Origin of the sequence: Aquibacillus rhizosphaerae (genome assembly GCF_030282825.1) — a bacterium.
Taxonomy (GTDB): Bacteria; Bacillota; Bacilli; order Bacillales; family Amphibacillaceae; genus Aquibacillus_C; species Aquibacillus_C rhizosphaerae.
Genome location: NZ_JASTZU010000058.1, coordinates 131,609 through 153,157 on the forward strand (window position 1 = coordinate 131,609; position 21,549 = coordinate 153,157).

General features: G+C 34.6%; 18 protein-coding genes and 1 riboswitch. Of the genes, 5 read left to right on the forward strand and 13 right to left on the reverse strand.

Annotated features, from left to right (window positions below):
* Window positions 1-259 precede the first annotated feature (259 nt).
* Window positions 260-406, forward strand: a complete 147-nt coding sequence (locus QQS35_RS17705; RefSeq protein WP_285933559.1) for a BH0509 family protein — start codon at window positions 260-262, stop codon at window positions 404-406.
* Between the two features lie 65 nt (window positions 407-471).
* On the opposite strand, the gene QQS35_RS17710 is transcribed toward QQS35_RS17705, so the two are convergent.
* From QQS35_RS17710 to QQS35_RS17720, 3 genes are all read right to left on the reverse strand, one after another.
* Window positions 472-1,011, reverse strand: a complete 540-nt coding sequence (locus QQS35_RS17710) for an NAD(P)H-dependent oxidoreductase (RefSeq protein ID WP_285933560.1) — start codon at window positions 1,009-1,011, stop codon at window positions 472-474.
* Between the two features lie 58 nt (window positions 1,012-1,069).
* Window positions 1,070-1,438: a MazG-like family protein gene (locus tag QQS35_RS17715; protein WP_285933561.1), complete on the reverse strand. Its 369-nt coding sequence runs from the start codon at window positions 1,436-1,438 to the stop codon at window positions 1,070-1,072.
* A gap of 82 nt (window positions 1,439-1,520) precedes the next feature.
* Entirely contained in the window at window positions 1,521-2,453 is a 933-nt protein-coding gene (locus tag QQS35_RS17720; RefSeq protein WP_285933562.1) for an aldo/keto reductase, read from the reverse strand.
* Window positions 2,454-2,830: 377 nt separating this feature from the next.
* Between QQS35_RS17720 and QQS35_RS17725 the strand changes: the two genes are divergently transcribed.
* On the forward strand, window positions 2,831-2,977 hold the full coding sequence (locus QQS35_RS17725; RefSeq protein WP_285933564.1) for a BH0509 family protein: 147 nt from the start codon (window positions 2,831-2,833) through the stop codon (window positions 2,975-2,977).
* Between the two features lie 49 nt (window positions 2,978-3,026).
* On the opposite strand, the gene QQS35_RS17730 is transcribed toward QQS35_RS17725, so the two are convergent.
* On the reverse strand, window positions 3,027-3,425 hold the full coding sequence (locus QQS35_RS17730; RefSeq protein WP_285933565.1) for a gamma-glutamylcyclotransferase family protein: 399 nt from the start codon (window positions 3,423-3,425) through the stop codon (window positions 3,027-3,029).
* A 497-nt stretch (window positions 3,426-3,922) separates the two neighbouring features.
* Here QQS35_RS17730 and nirB point away from each other — a divergent pair, with 497 nt between their 5' ends.
* From nirB to QQS35_RS17745, 3 genes are all read left to right on the forward strand, one after another.
* Window positions 3,923-6,277, forward strand: a complete 2,355-nt coding sequence (nirB, locus tag QQS35_RS17735) for a nitrite reductase large subunit NirB (protein ID WP_285933566.1) — start codon at window positions 3,923-3,925, stop codon at window positions 6,275-6,277.
* Between the two features lie 90 nt (window positions 6,278-6,367).
* The gene (gene nasC / locus QQS35_RS17740) at window positions 6,368-8,506 is read left to right on the forward strand and encodes an assimilatory nitrate reductase catalytic subunit NasC (protein ID WP_285933567.1); all 2,139 of its coding nucleotides are present in this window, start codon (window positions 6,368-6,370) and stop codon (window positions 8,504-8,506) included.
* 171 nt (window positions 8,507-8,677) lie between these two features.
* Window positions 8,678-10,156, forward strand: a complete 1,479-nt coding sequence (locus tag QQS35_RS17745; RefSeq protein WP_285933568.1) for a NarK family nitrate/nitrite MFS transporter — start codon at window positions 8,678-8,680, stop codon at window positions 10,154-10,156.
* A gap of 223 nt (window positions 10,157-10,379) precedes the next feature.
* Here QQS35_RS17745 and QQS35_RS17750 read toward each other — a convergent pair whose 3' ends face one another.
* From QQS35_RS17750 to QQS35_RS17785, 9 genes are all read right to left on the reverse strand, one after another.
* A complete protein-coding gene (locus QQS35_RS17750; protein ID WP_285933807.1) occupies window positions 10,380-11,585 on the reverse strand; it encodes an NAD(P)/FAD-dependent oxidoreductase in 1,206 nt (401 codons plus the stop codon).
* A 414-nt stretch (window positions 11,586-11,999) separates the two neighbouring features.
* Window positions 12,000-13,502, reverse strand: a complete 1,503-nt coding sequence (gene mqo, locus QQS35_RS17755; protein ID WP_285933808.1) for a malate dehydrogenase (quinone) — start codon at window positions 13,500-13,502, stop codon at window positions 12,000-12,002.
* 629 nt (window positions 13,503-14,131) lie between these two features.
* Window positions 14,132-14,911 carry an ABC transporter permease gene (locus QQS35_RS17760; protein ID WP_285933569.1) on the reverse strand — a complete coding sequence of 260 codons (780 nt, stop codon included), beginning with the start codon at window positions 14,909-14,911 and terminating at the stop codon, window positions 14,132-14,134.
* The gene (locus tag QQS35_RS17765) at window positions 14,908-15,546 is read right to left on the reverse strand and encodes an ABC transporter ATP-binding protein (RefSeq protein ID WP_285933570.1); all 639 of its coding nucleotides are present in this window, start codon (window positions 15,544-15,546) and stop codon (window positions 14,908-14,910) included. Before QQS35_RS17765 ends, QQS35_RS17760 begins: the two co-directional genes overlap by 4 nt.
* A 21-nt stretch (window positions 15,547-15,567) precedes the next feature.
* Complete coding sequence (locus QQS35_RS17770; protein ID WP_285933571.1) at window positions 15,568-16,530, reverse strand: phospholipase D-like domain-containing protein; 963 nt, start codon at window positions 16,528-16,530, stop codon at window positions 15,568-15,570.
* Between the two features lie 234 nt (window positions 16,531-16,764).
* Window positions 16,765-16,863, reverse strand: a complete 99-nt coding sequence (locus tag QQS35_RS22960; RefSeq protein WP_407933990.1) for a putative holin-like toxin — start codon at window positions 16,861-16,863, stop codon at window positions 16,765-16,767.
* Between the two features lie 188 nt (window positions 16,864-17,051).
* A complete protein-coding gene (locus QQS35_RS17775) occupies window positions 17,052-19,325 on the reverse strand; it encodes a putative bifunctional diguanylate cyclase/phosphodiesterase (protein ID WP_285933572.1) in 2,274 nt (757 codons plus the stop codon).
* A gap of 85 nt (window positions 19,326-19,410) precedes the next feature.
* A riboswitch (cyclic di-GMP riboswitch) is annotated at window positions 19,411-19,494 on the reverse strand.
* Window positions 19,495-19,852: 358 nt separating this feature from the next.
* On the reverse strand, window positions 19,853-20,536 hold the full coding sequence (locus QQS35_RS17780; protein ID WP_285933573.1) for a DUF5694 domain-containing protein: 684 nt from the start codon (window positions 20,534-20,536) through the stop codon (window positions 19,853-19,855).
* Between the two features lie 50 nt (window positions 20,537-20,586).
* Window positions 20,587-21,513 carry a CPBP family intramembrane glutamic endopeptidase gene (locus QQS35_RS17785; RefSeq protein WP_285933574.1) on the reverse strand — a complete coding sequence of 309 codons (927 nt, stop codon included), beginning with the start codon at window positions 21,511-21,513 and terminating at the stop codon, window positions 20,587-20,589.
* Window positions 21,514-21,549 lie beyond the last annotated feature (36 nt).

Here is a 21,549-nt window from a genome sequence, read left to right on the forward strand (position 1 = left end):
GAATAAAACTCATTCTCCTTTTTTCCGACAGTTTTTCATGAGCTAATCTTGCAAGCTGAAGCTCTTAACAAATCGTGTATCTGTTGTTATTTTTTTATTTTATAATGAATCACAAATATACATCACTTTCTTAACAACCTATCTCAAAATGATATTTGAATAATCTACTTTTGAGATGTATAATGAAATTAAGCTAAAGAAAGCGATTACAACAATATATATACACTTCTTTAAAGAAGGTATATTAGGAGGATTTATCATGAGCCAAATAGAACGAAACTACAAGACAGATCACTTGGTCGAAAAAAACAAATTTAATGCAGATGACGTACTTTCGATGTCAGATGAGCAAATCGAATATTTCCACTGGCTCTATTTTGAAGAATCAGTATATGATTTAATGTAATTACAAACAGCTCTTACGCTTACGTAAGAGCTGTTTGTAATTACATTAAAGCAATTTCAATACCTTTAGGAATTATAGTGAAACGTAAATGCTTTTCTTAAATATAATAAATATTTTTCAGCTTGCTGTTCAAGATCCGCTTCTGTTTTCATTTCATCTTCAAATGTATTAAATATTGGTAAGGACTTTGTACGAATAAAATTACAAGTGGCATAGAAAGGTGCCATTATTTGCTCAATGGAATGACGATGTAGTCCATCAAACCGATAATCTTCAGTTGTGAACCCGGAACTCAATGCCACACCAAACTCTTTTCCACCAAGCGCATATCCCCCTTTAAAAGCCCAACCTCTCTCTAATACAAGGTCGAACCACTTTTTCAGGAGTGGTGGATAACTATACCAATAATTTGGAAACTGAAAAACAATTCGTTCATGTTCCATTAATAGACGCTGTTCTCTTTTAATATCTATTTTTTCATCTGGGTATCGATGATATAAATTGTTCACCGTAATGTCTGCCGCACCTAGAATAGAACGCTCTAGGTAGGCATTTAAACGAGATTCATCCATTGATGGGTGTGCTACAATAACTAATATACTCATGTCATCCTCCATATAATAATTTCCTTCAGGATTTCTAAGTTCTATGTATTTTTCACAACTATTGATCTTTATTTATGCGTCCTTTCACTTCAGACGTTTTTGAATAAATACTTGTTTCCAAATCAATATCGAAGTAATTCGCAAGTTTAACAATATACGCAATACAATCAGATAGTTCTTTACCGAGGTTCTCTTTATGCTCTTGTTTTGCAACATCAAATGCCTCTTCTACACTACTATATTCATGGCTATATCTTGCTGTAGCATTAAACATAGAACGCATTTCTTCAGCTACTTCAGCAACTTCAGTTGTTAATAACATGTAATTATTTAGTAAAGAACTTCTATCTTCCTCATAATTATCCCCACTAATCTGCCAGTTCATGTCTTTTTGAAATTGAGATAAAAAATTCTGTATATCTTTCATTCATTATTCTCCTTCTTTATGCTCATTAAATATGTAAAATTGCCCTGACAATGTGTCAGGACAACCTGATTAACATAAAAATCTAGCTGAATATTTGATCAATTTCTTCAATTTCCCTCTGAGTCAGAGTAACATCTAATGTCTTTAAATTATTTAATACTTGGTCTGCGTTCTTTGCACCCGGGATAAGCGCATCTATAGCCTCATGTGTTAAATACCAAGCAAGTACCACGTGTGCTACTTCTGCATTTCTTGCATTAGCTATTTTACGTACTTGCTCCACTTTTTCTAAATTTTTGGCAAATGCCTCTCCTTGGAAATGAGGCATGTTTTTCCTAAGGTCATCAAACGTCATATCTTTCGTATATTTACCTGCCAACAAACCCGATGCCAATGGGAAATATGGAATAAAAGATATACCATTTGCCTTCGTATAAGGTAGTAATTCTTGTTCAGCATCACGCTGTAATAAATGATACTCACCTTGATAAACATCTACAAAACCGTCTTGGTTAGCATCTTTTAACTGCTCGATGGAAAAGTTTGAAACACCAATTGATCTAATCTTTCCAGCTTCTTTTAATCTACTTAATGCGCCAACTGCCTCTGCTTTTGGTGTATCAACATCTGGAAAATGAATATAAAACAAATCAATATAATCCGTTTGAAGTCGTTTTAAACTACTTTCAACTGCTTGTACCAAAAATTCAGGAGAATTATCCATGATGACATCATCACCAATTATTTGATGTGAACCTTTGGTTGCAATGATTGCCTCTTTACGCTTACCTTCTTCTCTAACTACTTGACCAACCAATTCCTCTGATCGTTCAGGACCATAGATGTAGGCGGTGTCTAAGAAATTAATGCCATTATTCAAAGCTGTACGAACAAGGTCTTTCCCCACGTTTTCATCCAAATTAGGGTATAGATTATGCCCACCTACTGCGTTAGTACCTAAACCAATTGGATTAATATACAATTCTGATTTACCTAATTGTACTCGTTTTACCATATATAGTTCACTCCATCTTTTAAAATTTGTTCTCCTATCATCATAATCTAACTTTGAGATTAATTCTCCTAAAACGAATCCAAGAAACCTGTAGTCTAATATTCAATTTTTATTTCTCAGAACACTTAACCTAATCAATCCTTTTGAATTTTTGATGGCTTTGTATCTTCAAAATAGCTTTCACATGGTTATAAGCAAATTATAAGCAATTATTTAATCTATTTATTTCAAAATATATATAACTTCACTTAAAACCTATCTCAAAAAGGTATTTGTTTAATCTCATATTGAGATTTATAATAAAGATAAGGAAATTAAGAAAGCGATTACAATAAATATACACTTCTTTTATAGGAGGTATATAAGGAGGATTTATCATGAGCCAAATAGAACGAAATTTTAAGACAGAACATTTACTAGACAAAAACAAATTCAGCAAGGAAGACGTTCTTTCGATGTCAGATGAGCAAATCGAATATTTTCACTGGCTCTATTTTGAAGAATCAGTATATGACTTAATGTAGTATTAACTTATAACCTTACAGCTCTGTACTCTGTACAAGAGCTGTTTTTTTATATTCTGAAACTCTTTATATGTGACGACCAATCTCCACTCTTAATTTCAAGCAATTCACTAATCTGTTCTGCGGTAAAAATATAGGTGAATGCCTGATAAGTTACTCCCTCTGTATAAATTTCTTTTACAACTCGATCATAAAGATTTGATTCTGGATTATTTTCCTCGTAACCTTCTAATTCATTTAATTGATTTAACTCTTTATCATTTACCTCATATAATTCCCCATATACTTTATTATGATTGTCATTGATCATCGCTGGATAACCACAACCTACATCATAGAGTTTTCCATACGTCCAACATTCGCTAGACACCATAGTCGCATCTTTTAAATAATGATGATTATCCTCTTTGTTCCGCAATGTTCCGTAAACAAAAACGAGATGCCTCAACTTTCTCAACCCTTTCACATTATCACAATGAATGAATGAAATTACAGGATCCACCTTTTAAAAATTTCCAAATTACAAATATTACTTTTGATACTATAAAAACTATTTTGGATGAAATGTTAAAAATAAATAACTTGATGAACTTAACCAACCGTCTATTCTTGATTTAAGTTTCATAGAGCACCATAAAAAGCTATCCTATGTACTCCACCTTCCCTTAAATAACACATCTATACCAAGGATCATTAAAAATTGTATTGATCGCGCCAGCAACATCTCCATTGTCCAATAACTCAATCCGAAAACCTGAACCTCAATCAACACTTTATCCTCCCCCGTCCGGTAATGTGCCTGCATTGCACTAAGAATGTAATTAACCAAAAAACTATGTTATATTTCCTTACATACTTTGAGACGAAAACTAATTTATCATGTTACCATTATTAGAGGTCCATTAAGGATATGGTTTATCAACTTGCTAGGGGGATATTAATAGCATGAGAAAACAAAAACTAGTTTTAATTGGAAACGGCATGGCCGGTTTACGATGCATAGAAAATATTTTAAAAGAAGACAATTCACTTTATGAGATAACTATTTTCGGTAGTGAACCTCATGGTAATTACAACCGAATTATGCTTTCTTCCGTACTTCAAGGAAACACCTTACTTAATGACATTACACTAAACCATCCTGAATGGTATGAAAAAAACAACATTCAACTCTTTACTGGTGAGACTGTAATTGAAATTGATAAAAAAAATAAAACAATAAAGTCTGATAAAAATAGAGAGGTAGCCTACGATAAACTAATTCTCGCAACTGGTTCTAACCCATTCATTCTACCACTGCCCGGAGCAAATAAAGAAGGTGTCATCTCTTTTCGTACGATTGAGGACTGTCACAAAATGATGGATACTGCTAAACAATATAAGAAAGCAGTCGTCATTGGTGGCGGATTACTTGGTCTAGAAGCTGCTAGAGGTCTACTAAACCTAGGCATGAAAGTAGATGTTGTCCACCTCTCCGACAGTTTAATGGATAGACAACTTGATAAAACTGCTGCAAAAATGTTGCAACTCGAACTTGAAGAGCAAGGTATGAATTTTTTACTAAAGAAAGAAACTGATGAAATCCTTGGCGCAAATCGTGTGGATTCCATCCGCTTTAAAGACGGATCAATAGTTGAGACTGACTTAGTAGTAATGTCAGTAGGAGTAAAACCAAATGTTTCATTAGCTAAATCATCAGGCATCGAAACGAACCGAGGTATTATAGTCGATGATCACTTAAAAACAAACTCACCTGATATTTACGCGGTTGGAGAATGCGCGGAACATAATGGCATGGTTTATGGTTTAGTTAAACCGTTATATGACCAAGGTGAAATTTTAGCTCAACACTTATGTAAAAAAAGCACTGGAGGATATAAGGGTTCTGTCCTTTCTACTAAACTAAAGATTTCGGGAGTTGATGTTTTTTCCGTCGGTCAATTTACTACGGATGAAAATACAAAATCAATTTGCTTCCATGATGAAGTTACTTCAATTTATAAAAAAATTTGCTTTCGTGATGACAAAGCAGTCGGTGCCGTTTTATTTGGCGACACAAAGGAAAGCACAAAGCTTTTAGATGTAATAGGCAAAAAGAAATTTGTCCCCGATCAAGAAAAAACAAATTTATTAAAATCTACTGACATTAGTGAATCCTTTGTGGCGACGTTGCCTAAGAAGGAGTTCATTTGCACCTGCAATAGCGTATCAAAAGGCACGATCATTGATACCGTTTTGGAAAACAATCTCTCACAATCCGAAGAAGTTAAAGCCCATACAAAAGCATCTAGTTCTTGCGGCGGTTGTAAGCCCGCAGTTTGCGAACTATTAGACTATATAAAAAGCGACCATTTCAATGAAACTAGCGAACGAAAAAGTTTTTGTTCTTGCACTACATTAACCGAAGATGAGGTAGTTTCAGAAATACAGACTCAAAATCTCACAACAATAAACGAAATAACGTATTCACTTAATTGGGGAACAGAACATGGATGTACTACATGTCGCCCTGCACTTAATTACTATTTAGGGATGATTGACCCTGAATATGAGCAAAATCAAGAATCTCTATATGTTAATGAAAGAATGAATGCAATCGAACAAAAAGATGGAAGTTATTCGATTATTCCTCAATTATACGGGGGAATGGTTCAAACAGATCAATTAAGAAAAATAGCCAATGTCGCAGATAAATTCGGGTTATCTTCTCTCGCGTTAACAAGCGATCAGCGAATTCATATAAAAGGCATTAGTAAAGACGATTTATCGTTAGTCTGGTCTGAATTGGATATGCAACTTCACTCAGCAACAGTGAATACAGTTCAAAGTATCAATACGAGTAATGGAAATTACTTATGTGACTGCGATAAACAACCCGCTTCTGATATGGTAACAGGGTTAGAAAAAACAACTGAATTCATCAGAACACCCTATCGTATTCGCATTGCTGTATCTGCTTGTACACATAACGGCGCAAGGTTAACAACCAAAGACATAGCAGCTATCAAGATGAGCCGAGGTTGGGAAATTTATATTGGCGGAAGCATTGGACGAAACGTTCGATCCGGAGAATTATTTTACGTGGCAAAAACAAAGGAAAAGGCTCTTCAGTTAATAATTGGATTTATTCAATATTACCGGGAATCAGCTAATTACTTAGAGCAACCTTGGCAATGGATTGACCGAGTAAGTTTAGTTCACATCAGGGAAGTGCTTTTTGACCGCGAAATACTTCAATACTTGATTAATAGACTTGAAACTGATCAAGCACAAAGAAAACGTCTATTAGTTAAAAACTGAATAATCTAACTTTTGTTACTACTGAGTGTAGAAAAAGTCTATTGAATAGCCTTTTGAAATTTCAGAATTTATATAAAAAGGATGAGCATCTTGACTGAACTAATGTTAAAGTACTTTCGTGATAAACAACAAAAAGTCCAAAAAGAAAAGGTTTATGACACACAGTGTCCCTATTGCAGCATGCAATGCAAAATGCAATTAATCGAACAAACTGTTGTATCTCGAAAAAGTTATAAAACAATCGGAAAAGATAATCCCACCTCCGAGGGACGCCTTTGCATCAAAGGTATGAATGCCCATCAACATGCCTTGCATCAGGATAGAATCAAACAACCTCTTGTTAAAATAAATGATCAATTTGTTCCTGTATCTTGGAGTGAAGCGTTAGAAAAAATTCGTAAGAGTTTCACAGACATACAGAAAACAGATGGCTTAGATGCTGTCTCTGTATATGGTAGTGCATCGATTACGAATGAAGAAGCATACCTATTAGGTAAGTTCGCCCGCGTTGGTTTACAGACAAAACATATTGATTACAACGGTAGATTATGCATGGGGGCGGCAGCAACTGGTGCTAATCAAACATTTGGGATTGATCGTGGCTTCACAAATACAGTACATGAAATTCCACACACACGTTGTATCATTTTGGCTGGAACTAATATTGCAGAGTGCCAACCAACGATAATGCCTTATTTTGAAAAAGCTAAAGAAAATGGCGCCTATATCATTGCCATTGACCCTCGCGAGACAGCAACTACGAAAATAGCAGATTTACATTTGAAAAACAAACCAGGTTCAGATGTTGCTTTAGCAAATGGATTACTAAAAATAATTATTGAAAAAAATCTATTAGATGAAGGATTTATTAACACGAGAACAACAGGTTTTGAAGAGGTTAAAGATCTTGTATCCTCCCTAGAATTAAAAGAAATTGCGGAATTAACTGGAGTATCTGAAGACCAAATTAGTCAAGCTGCCAGTGCATTTGGTCAAGAAGAATCAGGAATGATATTTACCGCTAGAGGAATTGAACAGCAATTGGACGGAACTAACGCTGTTCGTTGTTTCTTAAATATTCTTTTAGCGACCGGAAAAATTGGCAAACCTTATTCCGGGTACGGAGCTGTTACTGGACAAGGGAACGGTCAAGGCGCAAGAGAACATGGTCAAAAATCAGATCAACTTCCAGGATACCGTTCGATTGAAAACCCAGAACACCGTTCTTATATAGCAGACGTTTGGGGTATAGAGGAAAAAGATTTACCCAGAAAGGGAGTTTCTGCATATGAAATGTTTGAGAAGATAGATGAAAATGAGATTACTGGAATGTTCATTATGTGTTCCAATCCCGTCGTCTCAAATCCTAATGCCAATTTTGTAAAAGCAGCATTAAAAAAATTAAAGTCTTTGGTTGTTGTTGACATGTTTATGTCTGAAACCGCCAAGCTTGCCGATATCGTTCTACCCGCCTCCTCTTATTTGGAAGATGAAGGAACGATGACCAACGTAGAAGGTAGAGTTATGTTAAGAGAAGCAAGTTATCCAATGCCTGGAGAAGTCAGAAATGATTGGAAAATCATTTGTGATATTGCAAGCGTATTAGGTAAAGAACAATATTTCACTTATACCTCAGCTGAAGAGATATTTGAAGAGCTTAGACTTGCTAGTCGCGGCGGTAGAGCTGACTATTACGGAATTACTTATGACCGTTTACGTAAAGAACAAGGCATTTTGTGGCCTTGTCCAGACACTACTGATAAAGGTACTGAGCGATTATTTGAAGAATCATTTGCTCATGATGACGGAAAAGCAAAAATGTTCGCAACATCAAACAAGTCTGATATACCAAAACCAATTCAGAGTGAAAAGTTTCCATTGTTACTTACAACTGGTCGTGTCATGTCTCATTATTTAACCGGGGAACAAACAAGAAAAAGCCCTTCCCTTGCGGCGAGAAATATTGAAGCATTTATGGAAATTCATCCGGACACAGGAAAAACATACGGACTAAAAGAAAATGAACTTGTTCAAATTGAATCCCAGCAAGGGGTCATTATCGTTAGATGTGTATGGTCAAATACTATTAGAAAAGATACAGTATTCGTTCCTTTTCATTGGACTGAGACACAAAATGTTAACCGATTAGTTTCAAATGAACTTGATCCACATTGCAAGATGCCTGGATTCAAAGTTAGTGCAGTTAAAGTTAGCGCGGTTACATCTTAACTTTAGTAATACGGTATATGGAACGTTTTGACAATAGATTTCGCAAAATTCGATATTGATACAAAATTAATGTTTAGTTGCTTTACGGGTATTTCAAATTAGATACTAGTATTTTCTCTTTGCAACTATTCGTAAAAAAGCAGATATGAAATATTACAGGGGGATTTGTTCGTGAATCATACAGAAACATATGAAGGAAATAAACAAATACTATTACTTTCTACATTAGGGTTCTTTGTTAGTGTAATGGTATGGTTTAACATGGCACCATTCAATTCAACTATTATGGAACAGTTAGGATTAACGAAAGATGAGATTGGTGTGTTAATGGTTGTTAACCTCGCTCTAGCTATACCCGGTAGAATTTTTATGGGAAGGCTCGTAGATCAATACGGTCCTAGAAAAGTCTTTTCGGTTTTACTGATTGTCATGAGCATACCTTGTTTTGTTTTTGCTATCGGAACTACCTATTGGCAGTTGCTGATTTCACGTTTAATTCTCGGTACGATAGGAGCTAGCTTTGTAGTCGGAATTAGGATGATCTCCGAATGGTTTCCTCAAAAGCACACGGGGTTTGCTCAAGGTATATATGCAGGATGGGGAAACTTCGGCTCAGCATTAGCAGCTTTCACATTGCCAACTGTCGCCTTAGCCTTTGGTGGAGAAAACGGTTGGAGATATGCGATTGCACTTACTGGCCTCATTGCACTCGTTTATGGATTTATCTACTATAAAAAAGCACAAGATACTCCGTCATGGAAGAAGTTTGAGAGATCTAAATCTTCAAACGGAATGGAAGCAACAAGCTTTTCAGATTTAATACTTTTAATGCTAACTTCCCTACCCATATACGGTGGATTAGGCGTGTTGGTTTGGTCTTTACAAAACACTGCAGTTCTTAACGTAAATATCGCAATCGTTATATACGGTATATTAGCTACTCTTTATATCAGAAATATGATGAAACTTTGGAAAAGGAATCGAGAATATTTAAAAACAAACATTCCAAAATCAGAAATATACTCGATGAAACAGGTAAGTATATTGAGTTTTGCTTATTTCTCAACATTTGGAGCAGAATTAGCAGTAATTTCTATGCTTCCTATGTTTTTCCAAGATACATTTACACTAAGCGCTGTTGGTGCTGGGGTTATTGCTAGCAGCTTTGCGTTCACTAATTTAGTAGCACGTCCGGCCGGTGGATGGTTAAGTGATAAATTCGGACGAAGAAAAACACTGATGACTTTACTTTTCCTTTTGTCCATTCTCTATTTCGCTATGTCTACCCTATCTGGGAGTTGGCCGATAGCACTTGCAGTAGTATTAACTATGGGATGTTCTATGATTGGTCAAGCTGCCTCAGGCTCTGTTTTTTCGATGGTCTCTTTTATTAAAAGAAGTAGAACAGGTCAAATTGCTGGTATGGTAGGCGCGTACGGAAATATAGGATCTGTCTGTTTCTTAGCTACTTTAAACCTATTTTATCCATCCGTTTTCTTTGTGGTAATAGGATTATGTGCGTTAGTCTGTTTTATCTCGTCTTTTTTCATTATTGAACCTAAGATGGATGGCGATACGCAAGTAAGCACAAAAAAGTTAGCTCGTAAAGCGAAACTACAATACCCCACTGGATTAAATCAAAAAGTCTAACGCCGAATGTAAAACAGCCTATATCCAAATTTGGACATAGGCTGTTTTTTATCATTCTTAGGTTTGTTTACCGAAAGTCTCTGTTATTTTCCATATTTCGTGAAAATATAACATAGACGACTGTTAATACTAATGTTAGTAATGTGAAAAGAAGTGTATTCTTCATTACCAATAATCCCTCCTCTAATGGTAGCATGCGGATTTACTATATTTTTGACCTCAATTAAAATGGCCGGAATTTACCTTTCCTTAACACTAATTTTGGCCCACCAAGTAAAAATAGATAACGGTTATCAATAACATTCTTCATTGCTTTTGCAGATACACCAAAGAGTTTCTTACCATCAAAAACCGTTCCCATTGCATGTTTACCGCCAAGAGACGCAACGGTTCCTTTATTATCAAATCTAAAGCGCTCTAACTTGCTACCCCGAAGTAACGCTGTAATATTATTTGCACAAGTATCTGCTTCTTGCATTGCGATTTGAGCTGTTGGTGGATAAGGGCGACCAGATTCTTCATCCATAACCCAGGCACAATCACCAAGAATAAACACATCATGATAACCAGGTGCACGAAGATCGCTATCAACATTAACTTTTCCTTTGGTAAGTTCAAAGCCTGATTTACCAATAATAGAGTTAGCTTGAACACCACCAGTCCACACGATTGTTCCCGCCTTTATTTCTTCTCCTTCTCCAACTATCACGCCATCTTCTTTGCATTCTTTAATCATTGTACCCACTTTAAATTCGACACCTCTTGACTCAAGTGAGTGGACCGCATAGTCAATTAGCTCCTTATTAAATCCAGGTAAAATAGTTGGTGCAGCTTCTATATTAATAATTCTCACCTTATTTTTATCAATATCAAATCTTTTACAAAGCTCTGGTAAACGTTCAGCCAATTCACCGATAAACTCAATTCCGGTAAATCCACCTCCACCTACAATGAAGGTTAATAAATGATCTTTGTCAGCATTTTCATTATTATAGCGTGCGAACTGGTACTCCATATGCTCACGAATAATTCGACTCTTATCTACACTTTGAATTGAAAAAGCGTTTTCTTCCATACCAGGAATGCCGAAAGTTGCTTTTTCAAATCCAAGCCCAATCACTAAATAATCATACTCTATTTCACCATTCTCCAATACAACTCGCTTGTCACCCTTTTTAATCTCTACAACAGTGTCTTGAACCAAGTTGACTCTTTTGCGATTAATAACATCACTAATCATAATTCTTGAACGATTTTGGTCAATAGTTCCAGCAGCAACTTCATGGAGCCATGTTGTCTGATAATGGTAGTTATGTTTATTAACTAAGACAATATCCGCTTCCTCAGGTTTAAGCTTTTGTGTCAATCGCTTAGTAGTCATCATCCCTGCATACCCCGCACCAAGCACAACTATTTTGGGTTTATTCATATTCAAGTCCATCCATCCTTCCTCTTAAATCTCTACTTTTAAAAAAACATTCAACTTTACTGTCTATTTTAAAATCAGAAAGAATATACTATCACAGTTTAAGTATAATTTTTATCTTATTGTCATCAACTATTCTTTCTATACCTATTATGTATGTTTATTATTTCACAATACTATTGTTAGTAACATACTTTCTAATGTTAACAAACCACATTCTTTTCGTCTAATAATTGTGTAATTCAGAAAAATACGACATCTACCAAAGTTGTATAGCTTAGGTAGCCAAGTTTAAATAAAAGAGATCCTCATCTTCATTGTTTCTATGCACCAAACAACATATACAAAATTACTTCGAAAAAAAACGTTACTCTTGAGTAAGATTAACGTTTTTCCATTTATTTTTACAAGCGAGAATTAACTATAAACACGCTCTATCTTACTTAAACCAAGCGTCTGCGCTGTCGAAGTATGAATTTCACTCAAGAGTTCAGGGTTTTCCACTAATGACACACCATAAGAAGGAATCATCTCTTTAATTTTTGGTTCCCATTCGTTCATATGTTCCGGGAAGCACTTTTCGATTACCTCAAGCATTACGCGAACTGCAGTAGAAGCGCCTGGAGAAGCGCCTAATAATGCTGCAATGGAACCATCCTCGGCAGTAATTACTTCTGTACCGAGCTGAAGTGTTCCTTTACCGCCATCTTCTGTATCTTTGATCACTTGTACACGTTGACCCGCTACTACTAAATCCCAATCCTCATCCTTGGCATTCGGGACAAACTCACGTAACTCATCCATGCGCTGTTTTTTTGATAACATAACTTGTTGAATCAAGTATTTAGTTAAAGGAATGTTTTTCACACCAGCCGCCAACATAGTTACTAGATTATTCGGTTTTACAGAAGTTATTAAGTCAAACATCGAACCAGTTTTTAAAAATTTTGGCGAAAACCCAGCAAACGGTCCAAATAACATCGATTTTTCATTATTAATAAATCTCGTATCCAGATGAGGCACGGACATTGGCGGAGCACCAACCTTAGCTTTTCCGTACACTTTCGCATGATGTTGCGCGATAACATCCGGATTATTACAAGCCATAAATATTCCACTTACCGGAAAGCCACCAATTCGTTTGCCTTCTGGTATTCCAGATTTTTGAAGTAAATGCAGACTTCCGCCCCCACCTCCAACAAAGACAAATTTCGCAATATGGCGTTCGACAGTACCGCTATCCATGTTATTAACTTTCACTTCCCAAAACCCATCGCTAGTACGTTTAATCCCCTGCACACTATGATTATAGTTTATATCTACTTCTTCACTTTCCAAGTGGTCAAATAACTTCCGTGTTAATGCACCAAAGTTAACGTCCGTACCAGAATCAATTTTCGTTGCCGCTATAGGTTCATTTGGTTCACGGTCTTGCATAATTAGCGGAATCCATTCTTTCAGTTTTTCCGGATTATCAGAAAAACTCATCCCGTGAAAAAGAGGATTATTTGACAACGCTTGAAAACGTTTTTTCAAGAAATTCACATTTTGTTCTCCTTGTACTAAACTCATGTGCGGCAATGGCATAATAAAGTCCTGTGGATTATCTACCAGCTTACGGTTTACAAGATAAGACCAAAACTGCATCGAATCCTGAAACTGTTCATTAATTTTTATTGCTTTACTAATATCTATCGATCCATCAGGTTTTTCGACTGTATAGTTAAGCTCACACAACGCTGCATGCCCCGTTCCAGCATTATTCCATTCGTTAGAACTTTCCTCGCCCGCTTTCGGGAGCTTCTCAAAAACTGTAATTTTTAATTCCGATGATAATTCTTTCAAGAGCGTCCCCAAAGTCGCACTCATAATTCCAGCGCCAATTAAAATGACGTCTGTTTTAGTTTCTTTCTCGCTCATTTCAAACAACCTTTCCCCCTAAAATTTGCAGAAAAGAAATAGGCGGTTATACACCTTTTCTGTCTTAATTATAACGCTATCATAGTATTGTTTATAGAATTACATATCTATCATTATATGATAATTAATAGATATTTAAAAGCTGACAAAAAGTTAGAAAAAATATATGTTTCTTAAAAGCGTCATTTAAATTATATAGTTTAGATGTACTACACAGGAAAATAGCAATACAGAACCACCCATTACATACACTACATTTATTTTAACATAAAATTATAACTATCCTTTATATGCAACATAATTAACATAGAAAATAGCATACTTTTAACATATTACTTCTCAAAATGATACTAATTACTACTCCTATGTTGTCACCGATCTTCCTTGCAAATATAATATTTTAATCTTACTATACAACAACAAAACCCATTCAATATCAGGCTACAGTAAATCTCCACGGGGTCTTTCCGTCCTGTCGCGGGTAATGCGCATCTTCAAGCATCGTATAATTTCACCAGGTCTCTTATAGAAGGTTTTCGTCAAGAATATGAATCTACACTATTATAAAAGGTTAATAAATCCTAAATTCTTAGTTGTCGTTCACTCTTATAACGTAACTAAGAGCTAAGTTAATTTTTCATTTGAGCTTCCTTATTAAAAAATGTTTTATACCCAAAATATAAAAATAGAATGACAGTTAACGAGACACTTCCTGTTACTCCTAACATTATCGCAATTTGATATTTAATCGCATCAAGCGGACTTGCACCAGATAAAATAACACCCGTCATCATTCCAGGCAAAAATACAATTCCCATTCCTACCATACTATTAATCGTAGGTAAAATCGCAGAATCAAATGCATGATTAACTATTTTTTTTGATGCTACATTTGGTGTTGCCCCCAGCATAAGCGCCGACTCTACTAGATGTTTGTTTGATTTAAATCCTTCTACTAGCGAACTTACTCCCAACGTAATCCCTGTCATCGAATTACCTATAATCATGCCAGCAATCGGTATTAAATATCTCGGGTCATACCAAGGTGAAAAGTGGATAACAATAAAGTCGAAATAGATAATTGTTACAAGAGTCCCCGTAACCATTGATAAAGCAATCACTTTTTTCAATTCACGACTTAAGGCTAATTTACTGCGACTAAAAATATTGTGTACTGCAAATACTTCCATTACTACTAAAATGGCAATTGAATAAACCACATGAACATTTTCAAATACATACGTTAGTAAATAACCGACCAAAACTAACTGTAATGTCATTCGGATGGATGCAATTAGAATTTCTTTTTCACGAGGAATCTTTCTCCACCGAACAATGACAAGTAAAATAACAATAAAGACATATGCTGATAATAGCTGCCAAAAAGTAATATCCAACATGTCATTCATACACTTAGACTCCGCTTTTGATTAATGTTTTTCATATCTAAAATCTGATCAGAATAGCGCTGCGCAATTTCTCTAGAGTGTGTAACCATGACAATCGTTTTACTTTTTGCTTTGGAGTGTTCGATAAAGTAATCCATCACTCTTTTTTCAGTGTCTTCATCTAGTGCAGAAGTTGGTTCATCGATAAGATAGGCTTTTGCCTCCATTAGCAGGACTCTAGCTAAAGCAATTCGTTGCTTTTCCCCACCAGACAACTTATCTGCCTCATCATCTAAACCTTTCTTTAATTTCATTTCTTTTAGTATCTTCAACAACTTATTATCAGTTACAGATTCTTTTTCAGAGAACTTTAACCCAATTAATAAATTATCACGAACAGATCCCTCAAAAATTGCCGGAGCTTGAGATAGCATGACAACTTCTCTCCTTAGTAAAACAGGATCAAATTCTCCTATTGGCTTATTTTCATATAAAAGAGTGCCTTGATCAGGGCTAATTAGTCGGTTAAGTAATTTTAATAGCGTTGATTTTCCACTGCCACTTTCTCCAAAAAGTGTTGTCACTTTACCCGTATGTATTTCGACATTTCTTATTTGTAAAATATCCTTATAATTAAGACTTTTTATAATAAACAATTCCATTTCCCCTTTAAGTTCTTATATTTTCTTGGCTTTAATGCGAAAATTGATTCCACCCACATATTGTCCAATTGGTAATTCCTTTTGCCTGATAGATAATAATACTTCTTTTTGTTTATAGATAATTTCAAAATTCCAGTCGCCATTTCCTGCTTGATTGGACCTTTTTAAAATTTTGTTAGCTACTAAAGAGTATGGCAAACAAACAAATGTTCCTGATTCCTTTAAGATTAGAATTAACGCTCTTATTTTTTGTTCTTTAAATAGTCGTGCAACCTTTTGTGAAATTTCAAAACAAAATGCATCATTTTGATTACCGTTTGATTTCATTAGATAAACTAGTTGATTATTATTAAGCTTAAATACAAAGTCACAAACTTGATTATATGTGTCAATTATATTTTTTTGTCTTAAATTAGTTAAAAACAAATCGAAAGGTGATGTTTCCAAAAGCATACTTAAATCCAGTTGTGCATTTTTTAGCTGATTTTGAACTGAATTATATTTCTCTTTCACCCTTAAAATATCTACTTCCAATGTTTTGTAGCTAGAAAACTCTTTAACCTCAGAGTGGTTCCAGTATTCTTTATATATTGTTTCAACATCATCTTTTTCAACATCTTGGCTGATTATCATGTTTTTAGGATAATCACTACCAATATCCATTAAACCACCAGAACCTATATAAAGCTTTTTATTATCAAACAGACACACATTTGTATGCAAAGAATCAATCATTCTAACCTGAACACCCGATTCATGTAATTGTGTTAATGCTTCAAAATCACTAGCACCCGTAATAAAATCAATACTTGGTGTCCGTGTAACTAGCTTTGAATCAAGTTTTTTGGCTTTTAATATCTTTAATAATCGGTCAACAGCATGTACTTTTATGTAAGGAGAAATAATAAATATAGATGTGTTTATATTTTCAAGTTCTGTTTCTAAACGTTGATATAGATTATCTGTTATAATTTCCATAGATTTATCTCCCTTAGACTTTTAGCTATATCTTTTACTTTACCCATTCTTTTTATTTGCTTTATTTCACAAAAAGTTTAACCCTTTCAAGTATCGTATATATGGTATAATTTATTTATAAAAAAAGATCACAGGTTTAACCTGTGATCTTTAGATAAGCGGTTCCTCTAGATGGATTGGCTAACCTTTTACGAATAGATCTCTCCTAGTCACTTTGCGGGTAAACAGGGAGGTCTATTTTTTGTTGATCTTTGATATAATTGAAACGATCAACGTGAGCAAAGCAATCAGAAAGGTGCCAAAACCAATAAACACCATAAAACCTTCAAACATGCTCACAAGGCATCACCCCCTTTCAACGGGGTATAGCCAAACTTTCCCTAAAAGAACATTATCTTATTTAATTATAGCATGGCATTATATGGCTAGATAGAGGAATATGACTAGCCCTAAACCTTCGATAGTGCATGTTCATTTGTGAGTAAAAATAGAGTCCACTGGCGAATTAATTTTACACCTGCTTAGTTGACGTGTTTAAAAAAACTTCGATTATCACTAGCTAGGTATTTTTCAAACTCCACTGGATTAGCCGGCTTTGAAAATAAATATCCTTGTCCATATCCACACTTGTATCCCACCAATGCGTGAGCTTGGTATTGATATTCTATACCCTCTGCGACAACGTTTAGATTTAAATTTAATCCTAGGTCAACAATCGTTTTCACCATTGCTGAATGTGCATGTTCATCAATATCATCTATAAACGTTTTGTCTATTTTAATCGTATCAATTGGAAGCTCTTTTAAAATATGCAAAGATGAATAACCAGTACCGAAATCATCGATGGATGTTTTTACACCTAAGTCTCTTAATTTGTGCAAAACTACCTTTGATTCATTAACATTTTGCATAATACTTTCCGTAATCTCTAATTCTAGAAACTCTGGACTAAGTCCAGTTGTTTCCAGGACAGTTTTAACCTTATCAACAAAATCATGCTGACGGAATTGCAATACAGACACATTCACTGACACACATAGATAAGGAAAACCAGAATCATGCCAAATCTTTGTTTGTTTACAAGCTGTTTCAAGGACCCACTTTCCAATATTTACAATTTGAGCTGTCTCTTCCGCCACAGGAATAAATTCAACTGGTGAAATAAAACCTAACTGTGGATGATTCCAGCGCAGTAAAGCTTCCATACCTATCGTTTTACCTGTACACAATTCAACTTTAGGTTGGTAAACAAGCGTTAATTGATTTCTTTTAATAGCTCTTCTTAATTCTGTATCTAACTTCATCTTACGAGCTGTTATTTCATTTAGTTCTGAATCAAAAAACTGATAATTATTCTTCCCGTTTTCTTTCGCAACGTACATGGCTGCATCTGCATTTTTCAGTAATGTATCACCGTTATCTCCATTGTTAGGATAAATGCTAATGCCCATACTCGGAGTAATAGAGACTTCATGATTATGAATAATATATGGATTATGAAACACTGCTAAAATAAGTTCAGCTGTACGAACGCAACCTTGTTCACTAGCATTTGGAACAACAACGACAAACTCATCTCCACTTATTCGATAAATTCTTTCATCAACATGCAGAGATTCACTCAATCTTTTTGATGTTTCCTTTAAGATATAGTCCCCAACAAAATGCCCGAGTGTGTCATTTATATTTTTAAAACGATCCAAATCTATTATTATCAACGCTAAACTTCCATGTTCCACTTTAGTTCGTCCCATAATCTCACTTAACTCTTCTTTAAAACTATTTCTGTTTTTTAATCCCGTTAGCGAATCATGAAAAGCTAAATATTTATATTGGTTTGCTAGATTTTTATTTTTCTCCATTATGAAGAGTTGCCTGCCAATTATCATAAAAAAAGTAATACTTAAACCAATACTTAGGGGATTTAGTGCCCATTGATAGCTTTGTATAACTAAAATCAACAAAATAATTACTGATAGATAGGGAAAATATGTCTCTCTACCCTGGAAATAGTCTTTAATCTGCCATTTTGGTTCAACCACGTTTTCTTGAGCAAGTAAACCTGCAAAACCAATTAACATTAAACCAACAATGTAGATAAAGTCAATTAAATTACCAGGTTGATAGCCATCCGTAATAGCCAAATAAGCATACCAAGAATCTGCTACAACATGTGTAACAAAACCTACAATAATAAATAACATTATTTTTTTCTCTTTACTATGTTTTGAAAGATAATAAAGGATTGTAATGGTAAACAAAATCGTTAAATCAAATATTGGGTAAGCAATGGTTGTTATTGTAGTAAATAAAGAATAGTCTGCATAAGCCAAAGCTGGATTAATTAGAAAGTGAATACTTACCGAAGCGGCAAATGCCATAAATACAAATATATTAAATATGTAGGTACTTGTTGAGATTGTCGTATGTATGATTTTTATTTTATAAATTAAAGCAATAATAAACACTATGTAGGATATTAACCACAATACATAAGAAACTGCTGAATATTCAATTTGACCTTGTGTAAGCTGCAAGTATAGCCAATGACTATTACTTATAATATAAAATAGTAATCCAATAGTTAATAATAGCCAAAAATATCTTTGATTATTAGTTGTGGTACGATAAGCTTTAAACAACCAAGATAAGCTAAGCGTCCCTATAAGAATTGGTGCTCCAGTAGCAGCTAATGACCTCATCCAATTATTATCATAGAATATAATAACCCAACCAAAGTAAATAATCGAAATGATGATAAAAAATAATAGTGCTGAACCTTTAGTAGATATCATATTAATCCCTCACATCGAGAATTTAGGTGTAGTAAAATAAAAGGTTATTCCCCTTTTGGAAATAACCTTTTAAGATTAGTTATCCCTTGGTAACCCAGCCACCGTAGGTAAAAACCATAGGTCTGTAGCTTTGCGTCCCCACCTTTCGATGAGTTTGCCGTTTCAGTGAATTGTATTATTAATTAACATTATAGTCTTATTTTATCATATAATGTCGAATAAGTAATACTAAATTACTATTTTTAGCATTTTTTTGTAAAATAAGTGTAATATTACTGTTTTGATTATCGATATGGTAAGGGTTGTATGTAAACGTTTTATTTCAAGTGAGGTTCTTACGTTAAATTGGTTAGCTACCATTTTATATAGATTCTAAGATTGAATCTTTAAAAGTGACGTATGTTTTCGGAGTCGGTCTATATATAGGAGGGATGCGCCTAGTAGTTTAGATACAGAATACTATTGTCATCATAGCGAAACACCCTGCAGAAGAAACACTGGTCAGAAAAGGAAAAATCCTCCTTTAGCTAACCAAATGGATTTATAACACCCCAACCATTTCCTTCCAATAACTTTCTCAACATCCAAAGGTGATCACTTCCGACAATTAATAGGGTACGTTCCTCTTCTAATTCAGAAATCTCCTCAATGTGTTTAAAAATCATCATTTCCCTTTCTATCCACTTAGTCAGAAAGTAAGCTCCTATAGGCTCATAATTGTCTTCCACCACAACAAATGATAAATACATCGCTTCTAAGTCTTTCAAAATCTTGGTATTATTCAGTTGTTGGTAACTTTCTAGCAATCTAACATCGTGACTTATTCCGACATCTTTTTCTGTGAAATCGCTTATTTTTTTCTGTATGTCTGGATAATTACTCTGAATAACTTGATGTAAGTCCAACATATTATTTTCAGTAAGGCTACCTTCCCAGTTTATTGGGTATATATAAGGATGCTTCAATTGTTTCGCTAACCGAAATCCAATTTGCTCCACTTCGTCGTTTTTAAAAATGATATCTTCCTTTCTAAATCTTTCATTCAATGACTTCGCCTCAGATTTATTTACTTCTACCGCAATTTTTGTTGGCCTACATCGATCTAAATAATTTACTACCTCTAAAATTTCTAATACTTTTTCTTTAATTAAATTCCCCTGTTGTGCAAAGTGCATTGTCCCAACAAGGAGGATTTCTTTTTTAATGGTCATATTCCATTCCTCCTGTCATTAAAAATCTATTTCGCCATTTACTATAACTTTTAACTTGCTACTGATTCCTGACTTTGAGTACTTCCTTTTTGAATTCTCGCATAATAATATGTCGCTATAAACCCTATCACAATTAAAAGCGTTGCAAGCAAGCCGCCTTCTAAACCAAACGCACCCCCAGTTAACAGTAAATGGCCTTCAGATACATCCACATTATAAATACCATGCGGTGTTGTACCACTTACAGCAAAACCAAATACATTTCCTTGGAAATAATTCCAAGTAATATGATAACCAATCGGCATCCATAGACTGTTGGTAACATCAAACATATACGCAAATAAAATACCTACTAATAAAATGTTTAATAGCCCAAAAATACTAACATTTGGATTTGTTCCGTGCACAACACTGAATAGCAAAGCTGATCCTATGTAGATAAGCCATTTTTTGTTTCCTGTATTTGACATTGTTGACATTATATATCCTCTAAAAAAAACTTCCTCGAAGAAACCTACAAGGATAAACAGGATAAGAAACGAAAATGTAAACATTGAAAATTCAGGGTTAGAAAAAGTATTGATCAATGTAACATTCCCAGTTATTAACAACACAAAGAATATCGATGTAATCGAGGCAGCACCAAGAAACAAACCATAACTTAAATCTTTAAGTGACCCTCTAAACCCAAGCTCTCGAAGTGACATCTTATTCATATAACGCCATAACAAAATGGTGATTAACAATCCTCCAGCAGTTCCTCCACCTTGAGCTAATAACGCAATCCACGGTTGAGAATTTAGCGAGACCATCAAGTCTGCTGTTGAATTAAGCGATTCCGAACTATTCGCCATTTCATTAACAATAAACAGGATAAAACCCGGAAGCATAAAAACACCTTGCGCAATCATCATCGCTATAAACGCTATGGCAATAAACCAACCTGCACGTATTTGACCAACATTATTTTTAAACATAAAAATACTCCTCACATAATTTTCTCATTTTAACCT